The organism is Chungangia koreensis, from assembly GCF_042651785.1.
GTDB classification, from domain to species: Bacteria; Bacillota; Bacilli; order Bacillales_A; family Planococcaceae; genus Chungangia; species Chungangia koreensis.
The window spans coordinates 196,617-211,184 of record NZ_JBHSEC010000014.1 but is presented as its reverse complement, the minus strand read 5'-3'; the positions used below and the strand labels follow the sequence as shown (position 1 = coordinate 211,184).

Here is a 14,568-nt window from a genome sequence, read left to right as displayed (position 1 = left end):
GATGTAAGAAAAGCCTGCACATAGCAGGCTCTATTGTATGTTCAAGTATTCTTCTAATGTGATGCCTTTTATATAGACATCCCGTGCAATTCCTTCCCCTACGTATCGGAAATGCCAAGATTCATGCATGTACCCTGTGATTTCCTCTTTACCTTCCGGATATCGGAGGATGAACCCGTATTTATGGGCATTTTCTGCTACCCATTGTCCTGCTGGGGTATTTCCAAATTCGGAGTCCGCCCAATATTGTTCAAAATTCTTTTCTCCAATATCAAAAGCAAGACCGGTTTGATGTTCCGAAAATCCTGGACGGGCACTATAGCGGTCAGCTGCTTCCTGCCCGTCTTTTTCAACATATCGGTTGTAAAGAGTCGTCTGATAGTCAAATGAGCGGTACGTGCTAAATGCCACCAATTCAAATCCGGAAAGCTTCGCTTCTGCTGCCATCTTGTCAAAAGCCTCACGGGCTTCCTTGTTTTCCCCAGGTGCAAAGTCCTGAGGCAGCGGGTTCTTTTTGTTAGCAATCAAAACACCATTTATATACGTCGGTTCCTTTGGAATCTTCACTCCTTCAATATAACCGCCATGATCAATCGTTTGTTCCGGCTGGACCGGTGTTTTGACATCTTCTGACGGCTTTTCTTGAGGCGGTGTCACTTCAGGCTTTTCTTCCGGTTGCTTAGGCGCTTCCGGAACAGGTTCAGGCTCTGCTTGCTGTCGTTCCGGCACCTCTGGTGTTTCTGTCGGATCCCCTCCGGTTGGAATCATTTCCCCTTCTCCCCCTTTATTCTCTGAATTCCATACGGCCACAAGGTTATCTATACTTCGATTGACATTCCAGCCATTGTAGCCGATCCAACTGCCAGCGGCTAATACGATGATAAAAACTATAATTGAAAGCACAATCCACGTGCGGTTACTTTTCTTGTTGTGGTTAAACCTGTTGAATTCCATCATTACCCTTCTTTCTAAAAACCTACAGTTAGTTTACCATCTTTATGAAGCTCTTCCTATCCTTTTTCCGCTATAATGAATAAGACTATTTAAACTTCTGCGAGGTTACAACCATATGAAAACACAACGCTGGCTTTCTTTTAACTTCTTTACATTCTTCTTTACTTGGGGAGTTTTTCTCCCTTATATGGTTGGATGGCTTACAGACGGAAAAGGTCTCACTGTCATAGAGGCGAGTATAATCATGGGAGCTGGTATGATTATTCGCTCTCTCTCGACCTTCTTACTTTTCCCCGAAGCGACAAAGCGTTCTTCTCTTAGCTCATTTATGCGATATTCTGCTCTTCTATCACTGATTATAGTTTTGTTCTACATCCCATCCGATTCATTTGGAATGCTCTTGGTCATTACGGTGATCTTTAGTTTAGTGTATCCGAATATTTTGGCTGCGATGGAAAGCAGCGGATCCGTCTTAATGCAAAAAGAGAACATCAATTATGGAAAAAGCCGCTCTTATGGATCGTTCGGTTATATAATTGCTGTACTTTTGATCGGGATTGCCACATATACGTGGGGAGAAAATTCGATAGTATGGATACTTATCTTAGGATTATTCCTGATGGTCCTTACTCAATTCCTGCCTGCACCTGATACTTTAAAAGGTCCCTTGCACAAGTCAGGCACGTCCGGAGAAGGGATTTACAAGACCCTTCTTACTTCAAGTAGTTTTATAACTATACTTTTATTGACCATTCTGCTCCAAGGAGCCCATACGTCCTACTATAATTATGGGTTTATATACTTAAAAGAGATCGGAGTCAGTGCATTCTATATCGGATTCATCTTAAATATTGCCGTTGTCTCAGAAATCATTGTCTTTGCAGCAGCTGACCGTCTGCTCTCTAACACTAAGGTTTCAACGATGTTTATAATTGCCGCGGTAGGTTCTACTGTCCGCTGGCTGTTAATATTCCTATCCCCAAATGTTTGGATGTTCGTGCTATCTCAACTGTTACATGCTCTGTCGTTTGGCGTTGCCCACTATGCGTTCATCAAATATATTTCTATACGGTTGCCTGATGAACAGATTCCGGCAGCTCAAGGAATGTATGCCGCATTTGCCATGAGCCTAAGTACAGCGCTCCTTACATTCGCAGGCGGTCCATTATATGAATACTCACCTAAAATTGCCTTTTTAGGTATGACGGCTTGTTCTATTCCTGCCCTTATACTTGTTTTGGCCACCAGAAAGAAGTATTCCTACTAAGGACCTATTTTAGTTGGTTACGGACAGAAACTCCTCCTTTCTTTCGAATCATATGGTACATACATATACCGGGAGGAGAAATGAACATGAAACAACCAATTACCCATTTTGAAGTAAAAAGGCTCATGAAACAGCTTGACATTTTGTTAGAGGAACGTAGACATGAACGGGAAGTAGCACCACAAAAGAAAGCGCGCTGAATCGTTTAGGATTCAACGCGCTTTTCATTTTCAGAATAAATAGAGGTACAGGATTACAACCGCTCCGATTGCAAATACGACGGCCATCCATTTCATCCAATTCGCTTCTTTCGTGTAGCCTTTCTCCCGGAAGCTATATACTCTTGATAAATTTGTAAAAGTAAATAGTATACACATGAAGAACACAGCAAGGTCCATATTTCTCAATACGATAAAGACTAAGGATAATATACTTGATAACCCAATTAAAATACCAAAGACTAACTTCCGATTCAAACCATTTCACTCCTTAGAAAAAACCGGCGCAATTGATCGCGCCGGTTGTACTTTAAGATTGCTTATTAGTCTCTTCTAATGCCTTTTCAGGATGCTCTGAATAGAATTTTCTTCCCAAATACGTTTGGAATATTAATAGAAGTCCACCGACTGCCCAGTAAAGCGGCAAAGCAGCCATAGAGGAGAACGATACAAACATGATCATGATTGGCGAAATATAGACAAACATTTTCATTTGCTGCTTTTGCTGTTCAGGCACGGTCCAGAGAGAAACTTTCGCTTGTACGAAGTAAACAGCACCTGCGAGCAATGTCATCACAATGTCAGGAGAACCTAAGTTGAACCAAAGGAACTGGTGAGATTTCACTTCTGGTGAGTGGAGAATAGCGAAATATAATCCCATGATGATCGGCATCTGAATAAGAATCGGTAAACAGCCCATATTCAACGGGTTGACTCCGTGTTTTTGATAAAGGCCCATCATTTCCTGTTGGACTTTCGTTTGTTCTTCTTTTGACTTCGCTTCTTTTAACCGTTTTTGGATGTCTTCCATTTCCGGTTTCAGTTTATCCATTTTCGATTTCATCGCCTGTTGATTTTTATAGTTCCTCAACATTAATGGCATTAAAATAAGACGGATAATGAGCGTAATTGCAATGATAGCTAGTCCATAACTGCCACCAAATAAATCCCCTAAGTAATTCAACAATAAGTCTAATGGACGAACTAAAAAGCTATAAAACATACCTTCTTTATTTTCTACACCTGCACAGCCAGATAAGACAAATGCTGCGGTTATTAGGATAGAGAATAATCCAATCCTTTTCTTCAATCATTTCACCTTCAATGTTTTTAAACTATAGAGTAGTATACCTTATTTACAAGTGTCATTACAATTCAAAGTGAGACTTCACACCTGATTGAAGGAAAAAAAGATCAAATGAGCTGACTCTCTTGAGCAAAATCAGTCATACTATACAGCAGCTTCATCACGTAGAGCAACGAGTCTAAGCTTTTTTTCGCCGCCTATAAATTCACAAAATGCAGCTTAGACATAGAAAAGGGAACTGCACAGTACAGCGCAGTTCCCACCGGTTGATTTATTATTGAAGTGTATTTTTATCAGGTTCTTGACTATTCTTTGTCGCTTCCGGATCCATTTTATATAAACCTTGGTCTTCACCGGACTTTTTCGATTTCTTATCTTCGACTTCCTGATTATAGTAGTGAACGCTAGTTTGTGAGCCTTCACTTACCATTTTATTGTCCTGTAAATCATAAGGGTCCGATAACCCAGCTTTTGTCTCAGTAGATCGATTCAATTTTTGAGCGTGCATGAAAGAATTCACTTTTTCCTTTGTATTGTTGAAGGCTACCATCGCTTTGTCACGGTTTTCTTTTTTACTGAAATATGCATAAGCACCTGCTGCAAGTCCAGCTAATAATAAGTTTCGATTATTTCGTTTACGTTTCGCCATAGTAGATCTTCCTCCCTTTTCACTATGTACTTATGTATACCCATTTTTTTGTCTTAAAAACTTTCCTTATCTTACCGTTAAGAGCATATCGACATGCGGAATGCCGTCGTCATCGTATATTTCGGATACTGGCTGGAAACCGAATGATCCATAAAAAGATTCCAAATGGCTTTGTGCTTGAAGTTTAATTTCTTTTACATCCCATTCTTCTTTAATCTTATCGATAGCTTGTGAGACGAGTTGGCGACCCAAACCGGATTTTCTTTTAGCAGGAATAACGAGTACCCTTCCTATTGAGGCTTGCTCGTATTTTTCCCCAGCAGGAACAAGTCTTGCATAAGCTGCAATTTCCCCGTTTTGAAGAGAAAACAGATGCAATGATACCCCATCGTGACCATCTATTTCCGGATACGCACATTTTTGTTCAACAACGAAAATGTCAGTTCGCACCTTTAAAATATGGTAAAGTTCGATGGTTGTTAATTCATCAAATGACTTGGTGATCCATTTCATAGTAAATTGTCCCCCTTTCCGGAAATATTACACATGTAAGTGGTCTTGAAGCCTAATATTTGTTATGATGTCAAAAAGAGTTTCGAGGTGACAAGGATGATTCGTTCCATGACCTATGACGATATTGAAATAGTCCAGCACATTGCTAATGTTAGCTGGCAACATACTTATAATGGAATCATACCAGAAGATGTTCAACAACAGTTTTTGAACATGGCATATTCTATCCCGATGCTTCAAAAGAGAATGGAAAAAACGAATATGCTCCTCGCAGAAATCGATGGTCATGTTGTTGGCTTTGCAGCATTCACAAAAACTGATGAAGACGGTGATGCTGAATTGACTGCGATCTATTTGCTCCCTGAATATCAGCAATTAGGGATTGGCACCCAGTTATTCGAAGCGGGACTCGAGTTAATACAGGATGCACAGCAACTTTTTGTCTATATAGAATGTGACAATGTAAATGGCCGTAATTTCTATGAAGCAAAAGGGTTTGAATTCGTAGAGGAATTTGAGGAACTATTTCAAGGGTATCCTCTTGACACTGCGCAATATGTTTACTACGTTAAAGCACCAGCTTTTGCCGGATAATTTAAAAACCTGCACGCTTTTTACTAGAGCGTGCAGGTTTTTTGTATTCCTTAAAATGTTTGGTATGGTTCGCGTTGTTCTAAGAACTCATCTTGGACTGGCGGTTTACGAACAAAGCACATAATGGCAGCGATGTAGAATAGGATCGATGTCAGAGACAAAATGCCCGCAAAGATTCCTGCTACGATGAAGAGAGCACCGGCTGCTTTCGGACTGCTGTTCTTACTGATTTTCACAATTCCGATGACTGCTAATATTAAACTGATAATCAGGGCCACTAAAAAGACCCATCCAAATACACCGATTGCATCAAACATGGCAGGCATCATATCAGCTACAATTTGAGCGTCTTCAGCAGTCAAGTTAGGATCGTTTTGCATCTCCATCTGCATCTGATCCATGAAGAGCTCATAGTCTGAACTATTCATAAACCCTGAAGCACCTACCATTAAAAATAGTAAGCCAATAATTCCGATTACATTGAAAATCGAACCAATGACACCTAAAACGACTTCCCCAGTTCTTTTCATGAAGGTCACCTCTGTTTTAAAATTCTCTATTTCTATACGGTCTTCCTAATGAATTAGTTTCACTTTTTTCAAATTCTTAAACAATAATTGGATAATGTTGTTTAATTCTCTATCAATTTGGGAATAAATAGAGTATTACACCAGATTGAAAGGGGAACTACACATGGAAGAAAAAAACATCATTTATACCCAATCTGACGTCTTATTCACAATTGCCGGTGCATCCGTTTTAACTACATTCTTATTTATTGTTATGGGTTTTTAATCATTCGGACTTATGAAATAAAGGCAGACCTTATAGGGTCTGCCTTTTTTGTTATGCTTTCACGTCATCGTATGAGGAGGATTGGTTAAAAGCAGAGACGACATAGGAACATAGGGCTTGCATTTTCAGTCCGTTGTCACGTGCGTAATCTGCCGCTTGATCCAATAGCTTTTTTGCTACGCCTTGGCCACGTAAAGAAGGATCGACAAATGTATGATCCATGACCATTACATCACCTTTGCGGACCCATGTAATTTCAGCAAGATTCTTTCCATCTTGTTCATGAACATAGGCAAAACTATCGTTTCCTAATTCCGTTAATTGAAATTCCATCTATGCATCACTCCTTTTCAACGATTGTAGCATACTAACCATACAGCCTCTAATAATTACACTGATGGATGGTCAAATGGTTTAGTTTCCAAAAATAGAACGGACGGAATCGATTAGGTTAGTGAAGAAATCTTTAACTTTCTTCCAGAACCCTTCATCATTTGCAAGTTCCGTGATTTTGTCTTCAATCGTTTTACTCAAGTCGTTCAACTGGTCGGACCATTTACTGAAGTCGATATCCAATTGACGAATTCGATCCATCAAGTCAATAAGTAATTGTCTATCTTCTGGTGATAATTCAATTTGCAATTTATTCAACTGTTCATTGACGATTGCTTCTACTTCTTCCTTCGAAACAGGATTTTGTTCAGCAATTTGTCTCTTTATTTCTGTTAATAGTTCACTAACTTTTGCATCATCGACTGATTCTGACAAAGTGGTTGCAACCGATAGCTCATCATTGGCAACATCTGTCCGCTCAGTATCAAGCTTTTCACCATTCACTTCGTATGCCTTATAAATCCCTACAAGTGCTGAGTGACCGGTTACCGGTTTAGGGGCCGCAATGAGTACAGTTGCGTCCTCGATTCCTGCAGTCAACATAGCATTCATGTACATTTCAGAAGTGACTTCTGTGATATTATCAGGAGTTACAATCTGGATGACCAGCCCTTTGCCTGCGTCTTTCCGCGTAATTTTAGCGGATGAAAACATACGGGAATTCGAATTCCCGTCTTTCACATACTTCACTAAATCATTGCCATCCACTATGATCTCTTCAACGTCATCTCCATCGGACACTTTCAAACTATCTTTTACACTCGCTTTTTGATCTTCTGTCAAGTTTGCTCCATAGACGACTACAGGAACCCCTAATTTTTCATTGACGACTCCGCTATTTGTCTCCGCAAATGCAGAGGGGGTTATAATAGCTGCTGACAGCATGATTACACTTACAATTGATATCAATTTCTTCATATTGACTCTCCTTTTCGGGAATGTTTTTCCACATCCTCCTACAAGATAAGTACGTAGAAGAGGACAAAAAAGTTCCCAGTCGACTCTCTGTCCTCTTTCTATTAAACGTGATTCAATTGGGTCCAGCCTTCATTCTGAGTAACTTTTCCATCTTTTATGAGCTTACCCATAGCTCGTTTGAATGCCGCTTTACTCAGGCCGAACATTTCCTTTATTTCTTCAGGCGTCGAATCATCCGAAAACGGCATCTTACCACCTACATCAATTAAATAACGGAAGATTTCTTCGGCATCATCGGAAATACGTTCTTGTTTTCTTGGAAGCATAGAACCGTTAATTGACCCATCTTCTTTGACACCGATGACACGTACTTCGACTTCTTGTCCCAGCCTTGGTTCCTTCACCATTTCAGAGTTATGAACAAAAATTCGATAATTTTCCGGTACACTCAGTAAAAAGGAACCAACCGGCAACAATCGATAAGGTCTTGCTTTAATGTTTTTATTGAATATAGATGTAGGGGCCTCAATCAATTTATCTTGAATTTTTTCTTCCGTCACTAAGCGGCCAAAAAGCTCTCCCTTCTTGTCCGTTCGTAACGTCATGAAGAGACAGTCCCCGTTTTCCGGCCATATTGAACGGATTTTGGGAAGATCTTCAGGAGCCACTTGAATCTCCTTGGTTGTCCCTATATCGACAATAGCTCCTTCTCTATCGCTCGTGCGAATCACTTTTGCCCAACCATATGTGTCCAAACTTATGTCAGGAACTGCAGAGGTAGCTGAAAGTTCACCGCGTCGATCCAAGTATAGAAATACTTTTAGAGTGTCGCCTTCTGCCAAATCTTCCGGCGCCTCCGAAGCATTCATACTGACTTCCTGGCCCTCTAACGCTAATATCCACTTAGAGCCTTGTTTTTCTTTCACTTCCATATCGACGATTGTACCTGATTGAAGCTCAGCCATTACTCTATCTCCTTTTTCGTTCAATTTTCTTCCCGATCTCGCACAGTTTTTTTCAATTTTTCTATAAACGACGGATTAGCCTCCATCACCTCTACAAGACCTTCAATTCGGCTAATGGCATTCCAGCTAAGGTGATGTTCAATCCCTTCCACATCCGTATAGATATTCTCCTTATCTACACCGATCAACCGGAGAAATTGTTCTAATAACTCATGCCTTCTCACTAGCCTTTTTCCAACTTTGTGGCCTTTCTCTGTTAATATTAACCCTTTGTATCGTTCGTAAACTAAATACCCATCCTTGTCTAAGCGCTGGGCCATCTTTGTCACAGATGAAGGGAGTACGGATAGCGACTCGGCGATATCTGATACACGCGCTTCTCCAGTCTTCTCAGTCCAAAGAAAGATTTGTTCTATGTAATCTTCCATGCTTGGTGTTGGCATAAAGTTCCCCTACTTTCTCCAATACGTATTAACAGTTTACTACAAGATGCATGAACATCTCTATTTTTGCCATACTATGGTGAAGTTTATGAAATTTTTCAACAGGGTATTGGACATGCAAAGAGAGGGTGAGACAGATGGGTAAAATCCTATGGTGGATTATTATCGCCTTGATCGTATTTTGGTTATTAGGATTCCTGTTCAAAATCGGCGGCGGATTAATCCATATTATTTTAGTGATTGCCGGTATTATCTTCATTTTCCAATTGTTGACCGGAAGGCGATCTACTTAGACGGAGACGGACTTATAGGGTCCGTCTTTTTCTTTGCCTAACCGGCAGGGAAATTGAGAATCGGTAGTAAATGGACTTAGGTCAATAAAGTGGACACACTCTTATGAGGTAACTTTCTAAAAAATCGCTACCGCACTTCGTTTGGTGGGACATCCGAAAAGTTCGGTCGAAAAGAAGACCGAACCTTTCGGACGTCTTTGAGAGTGTTATGCTATTTTTACTTTTGGATTTTGATGATACTCTTTCTCAAAATCATTCGGAGACAGGTATCCTAATGTTGAGTGTCTTCTTTTCCCATTATAGAAATGGTCAATGTAATGAGTTATGGCATCAATTGCTTCTTTTCTCGTTTTGAATCGCCTTCGATAGATTAGTTCTTTCTTGATTGTCGCGTGGAAGGATTCGATACAAGCATTGTCGTAGGGATTACCCTTCCTACTCATACTGATGCCGACTTTGCTCTCCACATGATTGTTTAATGTCTGGATATATTCTGTTGAACAGTACTGGGACCCACGGTCCGAATGGTGAATCAGTTCTCCTTGTGGCTGCCGGAGAGTTAAGGCTTCTTCTAAAGCTTCTAACGGTAACTCTTTCTTCATCGTGACATCCAGACTCCACCCGACTATTTTTCGAGAGAAAAGATCCATGATGCTTGCCAAATAAAGCCATCCTTCTACTGTCCAGATGTAGGTGATGTCTGCGACCCAAGCTGTATTTGGAGCCTCCACCATGAATTGTCTTTCAAGTAGATTAGGATAGACAAACTCTTCATGGTTAGAATCCGTAGTTGTTATATATTTCGACTCAGGAATGGCCGTTAATTCCATCTCACGCATTAAACGAGCTACGGTCTTCTGAGAAACAATATATCCCCACTCCAATAGATCTTGATGGATACGCGGGCTGCCATAGGTACCACCACTCTCATGATAGGACTTGGAAATTTTTCGTCGAAGTTCTTCCTGTCTTTGCTTTCTTTCACTGACTTCATCTTTTGAATGGAGCCATTTATAATAGCCGCTCTTTGAAACTTTCAAGACTTCGCACATCTTTACCACTCGGTATTCATCCTGGTGTGCCTGGATGAATTCATATTTCACTTGCGGCTTTTGGCAAAGACATGCATGGCCTTTTTTAAGATTTCATTCTCCTCCTCAAGCTCACGGTTACGTTTTTCAAACTCATCAATTCTTTTACGTAACTCCGAAGGAGTATCCAGATGTTGGTCAGGATTCAGTTCACGCTGCTTCTTTTCCTTATATGCCTTGACCCATTTGAGTGTGGTTGAATAGCTAAGTTCTAACTCATAGCTTAGTTGCTTTGCGTTTCTTCCTTCTTCTACAATTAGCTTTGATACATATTCTTTATACTCGGGAGATTTTCTTTCGGCCATTTTGGACACGCCCCTTTAAATGTTGTATCGATTATCCCAATCTCACATTTTCGTGTCCACTTTTTAGACTAACCCCATAAACAATCAATAATCGATAGTAAAGCCCTTAGAATCGGTAGTAAAACCTTAATAATCGGTAGTAAATCTACGATAATCGGTAGTAAAACCACAATAATCGGTAGTAACGCTGGATTGCCCTAACATCAAAAAGGAATGCCATGATACGGCATTCCTTTTTATTATCTTACTTTAGAGTAAATACATGTGTCGCGTAGACGTTTTCCGTCTGCGGATAATGAATCGTTTTTCAAGATTCCATCAAGACTATATTTTAATCGTTCAGCGATGGCACGACTTCGGACATTGTCGGTGTCGCATCGGATTTCAACTCTTCTTGCTCCAAGTTCTTCGAAAGCGTATTGTGTAATGCGTTCCGCCGCTTCCGTCATATAGCCCTTGCCCTCATGGCGGCTATCAAGCCAGTAGCCGATTTCGAACTTCGGGATGTCCCAGTTAATGCGATGTAGACCTGAAGAACCGATGAATTCTCCAGTTTCCTTCAAGAACACGTGGAGACGGAGATCTTTCCGGGTCGCCCAATCCGCTACTGCTTGACGGATGCTTTCGGTCGTCTGCTCTAGTTTAGGCAATTTTTGTGCGAATGGCATCCATGGCTTCAATTCTTTCATGGAATGGCGAATGGCATCCCAAACCAAAGTAGCATCCTCCACTCGCGGAGCACGAATGATGAGCCGCTCCGACTCAAAATACTCAGGAAACTGGCGAAGAGCTAATGGCACAACTTCAGCCAAATTACGATTCTCTTGTTCATCGTCCCAATGGACTGGAGTTGTTGTTCCTCCAAAGAAGTCCTCACGGGTAATTCCATATGTGACGGCATCATAATACGAATGCTCTTTTGGTGAGTACCAAGCTTTGCGCAAATGCGCTTCCTTGACGAAGCCGGCCCGTTCAAATGTTTTTCTCATGGCGAAGTTATCTTGTCGAGTATGGCCTTCCAACCGAATTTTATTGCCTGGCAGTCCGAAAACGTATTCAGCCAATAGCTTCAATGCTTTCGGACCATAGCCGTGTCCACGATGAGCTTCCGCAATCCGCAAGTCGAAAAGCGGAATTTCATCCTGTAAATCATAGATTTTCACAATCCCTACTTGTTTACCTTCATCATTCTCTACCCAAAACGTTTTAACTTCATCGGATTCATATCCGCCCTCTTCTATCGTCTTTTCGATGATATCCCGTGCAGGGTGGGAGTTTCCATGATAAGGCCAAGCATTGGTAGTCATAAAATGGATCAGCTGTTCTTGCTCTTCCATTGTCCACTCTGTCAATTTCACTGACGATTCCCCCGTATCAGCGCCCTACTTTTGGATCCTCATTAACCGGAGAGAGTTCAATACAACCAACAGGGTTGCACCCATATCCGCGAAAATGGCAATCCACAATGTCAGCCAACCCGGAATAATGAGAAGTAGCGCTACTATTTTTAAGCCTAATGCAAACATAATATTTTCTTTAATAATTCGCAATGTTTTTCGGCTTAAATTAATTGAATACGGCAATTTATCCAAGTCATCCGACATGAGAGCCACGTCAGCGGTTTCTAATGCGGCATCCGTTCCGGCTCCGCCCATCGCTATTCCGACATCGGCTGTAGCAAGAGCAGGTGCATCATTTACACCGTCACCTACCATCGCTACGCGGCCAAACTGATTTCTCATTTTTTGGATAGCTGTCAGCTTATCTTCTGGCATAAGCTGTGCTTCCACATTCGTTACATTCACCCGTTTAGCAATTGCTTCAGCTGTACGTTTACCGTCTCCTGTCAACATAACCGTATGTGTTACGCCAGCTTTGACAAGCCGTTTCAATACCTCTGCGCTATTTTCCCGAATCGGATCTTCGACTGCAATCAGCCCTATAAGATGTTGTTCATCGGCAATCGCTATGACGGATTTCCCTTCACTTTGCAAGGCCGTGGCCATCTGCTGCATCTGTTCCGGGACGAAGACTATTGAGCCGATCCAGTCCAAACTACCTGCCATGATTGCCCTGCCATCTACTCTTGCATGCGCTCCTTTTCCTGTTACAGATTGGAATTCGGTGCCTTCAGGAAAGCTAATCCCTTTCCCTTTCGCGTAATTCAATATAGCTCTTGCCAGCGGATGCTGCGACATCGATTCTACCGCTGCCGTAAGTCGGACCATTTCCACCTCTGAAATGTCCACCGGCACGACGTTCGTAACTTCCGGGTACCCTTTTGTCAAAGTTCCTGTTTTATCAAAAGCTACTGCTTTGATCTTGCCGAGCTCTTCTAAATGGATTCCGCCTTTAATTAGCACTCCTTGACGCGCTGCATTTCCAATAGCAGTCACGATTGCTACTGGCGTCGAAACGACGAGTGCACAAGGGCATCCTACGACTAATACTGCAAGCCCTTGGTACACCCATGTGTGCCAATCTCCCGTTACTAAAGAAGGAATAACAGCAACCAGCAAAGCGATTATTACTATGATTGGCGTATAGTATTTTGCAAATCGGTCAACAAACTTCTGCGAAGGTGCTTTTTCTGCCTGCGCTTCCTCAACGAGGTGGATAATTTTCGCAATGGTCGTATCCTCTGCTCTTTTCGTCACGAGGACTTCAAGTGCGCCTTCTTCGTTGATCGTGCCAGCAAAAACTTCATCTCCGACAGACTTAGTAACCGGCATCGATTCACCTGTAATGGGGGCCTGATTGACGGTTGAAAGTCCTGAGGAAACCTGGCCGTCCATTGCAATTTTCTGTCCCGGTTTAACGATCAGCATGTCTCCGATCCGTACCTCATCCGTGTCTAATTCCAATAGTTCTCCTTTACGTCTGACAATTGCCCGCGATGGCGCAATATCCATTAAATGGCGTATAGACTGGCGTGCCTTATTCATCGAATAGGCTTCCAACGCTTCGCTAACAGCGAACAGGAAGACGACGACCGCCCCTTCTCGCCACTCCCCGATAATTGCAGCACCAATAATCGCAATCGTCATGAGAGTTTTCATATCGAATTCAAAGCGAAATAGGTTTTTTAGCCCCACCTTGAACATATCAAACCCGCCAACCAAAATGGAGAGGGCGAACAGGCTGATGGCCAATAGATTTTCTTCTCCGGATTCAAATGAAATCGAAGTCCCTATTAACAAAAAGAGTAAGGAAAATAGGCTGATTACATTTTCTTTTCTTTTATAAAATGGAATCGTTTCAATGACTCTTTTTTCTTTTACAGGACGCACTTTTATATTGTCGAAGGCACCCGCCTGTTCTAAATCTTTTACGGACGCAACTCCAGAAACGGTTAGTTTGGATGCTCCAAAGTTCAGGAGAACGTCATCCACTCCTGGCAGATTGCGTACATTCTTTTCGAATTTTGCTGCACAATTTACACAGGATAAGTTTTCCAAGCGATACTCGTTCTTTTCATCAATCTTCATTCCCCATCACCTTCTATTGCATGTTCATAAGCGACTTGGATCAGATGCAAAATATGCTCATCCGCGAGGGAGTAATATACCATTTTCCCTTTCCGTTCCGACTTAGCCAAATGCTGTTCCCTCAAATAACGGAGGTGATGGGATGCAGTCGCATTTGAGGAGCCAATAACTGCCGCTACATCGCAAACACACAGTTCTTTTTCCAAAGTAAGCGCATAGGCGATTTTCAATCGGGTTTCATCTGCCAATGCTTTAAAGAGTAGTACGGTAGTGGTTAAGTCGGGCATTGCTTTTTTAACAAAGTCCACTGTTTCCTCATGGACAATTGTCACTTCACATATATCCTTCAAAGTCAGCACCTTCATTCAAATGATTGTTTGACTGTATTATATGCAATTATTCAGAATAAGTCCACTAATATTCAAACATTCATTTGAATGTATTAAACAGCTCCGTCTTTTGTTGATAAAGAAACAAAGACCCGAAGTGCATGCTATCGTTATGTTAGTGACAGTCATAGTCGTCTTGGAAACTCATGATCTGTCCAAAGTGTATTAGCTGGGGTCATCTTAAGTGCCATCTTTTTCATCTCTAA

18 protein-coding genes are annotated in these 14,568 nt (G+C 41.6%); 3 read left to right on the top strand and 15 right to left on the bottom strand.

Features of this window, described 5'->3' with window-relative positions; all coding sequences use genetic code 11:
* Positions 1 to 30 precede the first annotated feature (30 nt).
* Positions 31 to 957: a M15 family metallopeptidase gene (locus tag ACFOZY_RS08810; protein ID WP_378154448.1), complete on the bottom strand. Its 927-nt coding sequence runs from the start codon at positions 955 to 957 to the stop codon at positions 31 to 33.
* 112 nt (positions 958 to 1,069) lie between these two features.
* Here ACFOZY_RS08810 and ACFOZY_RS08805 point away from each other — a divergent pair, with 112 nt between their 5' ends.
* Positions 1,070 to 2,221: a 3-phenylpropionate MFS transporter gene (locus ACFOZY_RS08805; protein ID WP_378154445.1), complete on the top strand. Its 1,152-nt coding sequence runs from the start codon at positions 1,070 to 1,072 to the stop codon at positions 2,219 to 2,221.
* A 230-nt stretch (positions 2,222 to 2,451) separates the two neighbouring features.
* Here ACFOZY_RS08805 and ACFOZY_RS08800 read toward each other — a convergent pair whose 3' ends face one another.
* The 4 genes from ACFOZY_RS08800 to ACFOZY_RS08785 all read right to left on the bottom strand — a co-directional run bounded on the left by ACFOZY_RS08800 (position 2,452) and on the right by ACFOZY_RS08785 (position 4,688).
* Positions 2,452 to 2,697, bottom strand: a complete 246-nt coding sequence (locus tag ACFOZY_RS08800; RefSeq protein ID WP_378154443.1) for a hypothetical protein — start codon at positions 2,695 to 2,697, stop codon at positions 2,452 to 2,454.
* Between the two features lie 52 nt (positions 2,698 to 2,749).
* The gene (yidC, locus tag ACFOZY_RS08795) at positions 2,750 to 3,529 is read right to left on the bottom strand and encodes a membrane protein insertase YidC (protein ID WP_378154441.1); all 780 of its coding nucleotides are present in this window, start codon (positions 3,527 to 3,529) and stop codon (positions 2,750 to 2,752) included.
* Between the two features lie 271 nt (positions 3,530 to 3,800).
* Complete coding sequence (locus ACFOZY_RS08790; protein ID WP_378154439.1) at positions 3,801 to 4,175, bottom strand: hypothetical protein; 375 nt, start codon at positions 4,173 to 4,175, stop codon at positions 3,801 to 3,803.
* Positions 4,176 to 4,241: 66 nt separating this feature from the next.
* Entirely contained in the window at positions 4,242 to 4,688 is a 447-nt protein-coding gene (locus ACFOZY_RS08785) for a GNAT family N-acetyltransferase (protein ID WP_378154437.1), read from the bottom strand.
* A 108-nt stretch (positions 4,689 to 4,796) separates the two neighbouring features.
* On the opposite strand from ACFOZY_RS08785, the gene ACFOZY_RS08780 reads away from it, so the two are divergent.
* Entirely contained in the window at positions 4,797 to 5,282 is a 486-nt protein-coding gene (locus ACFOZY_RS08780; RefSeq protein WP_378154435.1) for a GNAT family N-acetyltransferase, read from the top strand.
* 50 nt (positions 5,283 to 5,332) lie between these two features.
* Here ACFOZY_RS08780 and ACFOZY_RS08775 read toward each other — a convergent pair whose 3' ends face one another.
* From ACFOZY_RS08775 to mntR, 5 genes are all read right to left on the bottom strand, one after another.
* Positions 5,333 to 5,812, bottom strand: coding sequence for a DUF4064 domain-containing protein (locus tag ACFOZY_RS08775; RefSeq protein ID WP_378154433.1), 480 nt, complete (start codon positions 5,810 to 5,812; stop codon positions 5,333 to 5,335).
* A 316-nt stretch (positions 5,813 to 6,128) separates the two neighbouring features.
* On the bottom strand, positions 6,129 to 6,410 hold the full coding sequence (locus ACFOZY_RS08770; protein WP_378154431.1) for a GNAT family N-acetyltransferase: 282 nt from the start codon (positions 6,408 to 6,410) through the stop codon (positions 6,129 to 6,131).
* Between the two features lie 81 nt (positions 6,411 to 6,491).
* Positions 6,492 to 7,388 (bottom strand): DUF1002 domain-containing protein, encoded by an 897-nt coding sequence (locus ACFOZY_RS08765; RefSeq protein WP_378154429.1) that lies wholly within the window; start codon positions 7,386 to 7,388, stop codon positions 6,492 to 6,494.
* A gap of 101 nt (positions 7,389 to 7,489) precedes the next feature.
* The gene (locus ACFOZY_RS08760; protein WP_378154427.1) at positions 7,490 to 8,353 is read right to left on the bottom strand and encodes a CvfB family protein; all 864 of its coding nucleotides are present in this window, start codon (positions 8,351 to 8,353) and stop codon (positions 7,490 to 7,492) included.
* Between the two features lie 20 nt (positions 8,354 to 8,373).
* Positions 8,374 to 8,796: a transcriptional regulator MntR gene (gene mntR, locus ACFOZY_RS08755; RefSeq protein ID WP_378154425.1), complete on the bottom strand. Its 423-nt coding sequence runs from the start codon at positions 8,794 to 8,796 to the stop codon at positions 8,374 to 8,376.
* Between the two features lie 137 nt (positions 8,797 to 8,933).
* Between mntR and ACFOZY_RS08750 the strand changes: the two genes are divergently transcribed.
* Positions 8,934 to 9,089, top strand: a complete 156-nt coding sequence (locus tag ACFOZY_RS08750) for a lmo0937 family membrane protein (RefSeq protein WP_378154423.1) — start codon at positions 8,934 to 8,936, stop codon at positions 9,087 to 9,089.
* Between the two features lie 206 nt (positions 9,090 to 9,295).
* On the opposite strand, the gene ACFOZY_RS08745 is transcribed toward ACFOZY_RS08750, so the two are convergent.
* From ACFOZY_RS08745 to ACFOZY_RS08725, 5 genes are all read right to left on the bottom strand, one after another.
* Positions 9,296 to 10,192 (bottom strand): IS3 family transposase, encoded by an 897-nt coding sequence (locus ACFOZY_RS08745; protein WP_378154421.1) that lies wholly within the window; start codon positions 10,190 to 10,192, stop codon positions 9,296 to 9,298.
* Positions 10,189 to 10,485: a transposase gene (locus tag ACFOZY_RS08740; RefSeq protein ID WP_378154419.1), complete on the bottom strand. Its 297-nt coding sequence runs from the start codon at positions 10,483 to 10,485 to the stop codon at positions 10,189 to 10,191. The genes ACFOZY_RS08745 and ACFOZY_RS08740 overlap by 4 nt, the downstream gene beginning before the upstream one ends.
* A 239-nt stretch (positions 10,486 to 10,724) precedes the next feature.
* On the bottom strand, positions 10,725 to 11,843 hold the full coding sequence (locus tag ACFOZY_RS08735; RefSeq protein ID WP_378154417.1) for a GNAT family N-acetyltransferase: 1,119 nt from the start codon (positions 11,841 to 11,843) through the stop codon (positions 10,725 to 10,727).
* A gap of 24 nt (positions 11,844 to 11,867) precedes the next feature.
* Entirely contained in the window at positions 11,868 to 13,973 is a 2,106-nt protein-coding gene (locus ACFOZY_RS08730; protein WP_378154415.1) for a heavy metal translocating P-type ATPase, read from the bottom strand.
* A complete protein-coding gene (locus tag ACFOZY_RS08725; RefSeq protein WP_378154413.1) occupies positions 13,970 to 14,338 on the bottom strand; it encodes an ArsR/SmtB family transcription factor in 369 nt (122 codons plus the stop codon). The genes ACFOZY_RS08730 and ACFOZY_RS08725 overlap by 4 nt, the downstream gene beginning before the upstream one ends.
* Between the last annotated feature and the right edge of the window lie 230 nt (positions 14,339 to 14,568).

Coding starts and splice junctions, on each gene's coding strand:
- ACFOZY_RS08740 (WP_378154419.1), bottom strand. CDS start 10,485: ATGGCCGAAAGAAAATCTCCCGAGTATAAAGAATATGTATCAAAGCTA.
- ACFOZY_RS08810 (WP_378154448.1), bottom strand. CDS start 957: ATGATGGAATTCAACAGGTTTAACCACAACAAGAAAAGTAACCGCACG.
- ACFOZY_RS08770 (WP_378154431.1), bottom strand. CDS start 6,410: ATGGAATTTCAATTAACGGAATTAGGAAACGATAGTTTTGCCTATGTT.
- ACFOZY_RS08760 (WP_378154427.1), bottom strand. CDS start 8,353: ATGGCTGAGCTTCAATCAGGTACAATCGTCGATATGGAAGTGAAAGAA.
- ACFOZY_RS08725 (WP_378154413.1), bottom strand. CDS start 14,338: ATGAAGGTGCTGACTTTGAAGGATATATGTGAAGTGACAATTGTCCAT.
- ACFOZY_RS08730 (WP_378154415.1), bottom strand. CDS start 13,973: ATGAAGATTGATGAAAAGAACGAGTATCGCTTGGAAAACTTATCCTGT.
- ACFOZY_RS08785 (WP_378154437.1), bottom strand. CDS start 4,688: ATGAAATGGATCACCAAGTCATTTGATGAATTAACAACCATCGAACTT.
- mntR (WP_378154425.1), bottom strand. CDS start 8,796: ATGCCAACACCAAGCATGGAAGATTACATAGAACAAATCTTTCTTTGG.
- ACFOZY_RS08765 (WP_378154429.1), bottom strand. CDS start 7,388: ATGAAGAAATTGATATCAATTGTAAGTGTAATCATGCTGTCAGCAGCT.
- ACFOZY_RS08780 (WP_378154435.1), top strand. CDS start 4,797: ATGACCTATGACGATATTGAAATAGTCCAGCACATTGCTAATGTTAGC.
- ACFOZY_RS08790 (WP_378154439.1), bottom strand. CDS start 4,175: ATGGCGAAACGTAAACGAAATAATCGAAACTTATTATTAGCTGGACTT.
- ACFOZY_RS08775 (WP_378154433.1), bottom strand. CDS start 5,812: ATGAAAAGAACTGGGGAAGTCGTTTTAGGTGTCATTGGTTCGATTTTC.
- ACFOZY_RS08805 (WP_378154445.1), top strand. CDS start 1,070: ATGAAAACACAACGCTGGCTTTCTTTTAACTTCTTTACATTCTTCTTT.
- ACFOZY_RS08750 (WP_378154423.1), top strand. CDS start 8,934: ATGGGTAAAATCCTATGGTGGATTATTATCGCCTTGATCGTATTTTGG.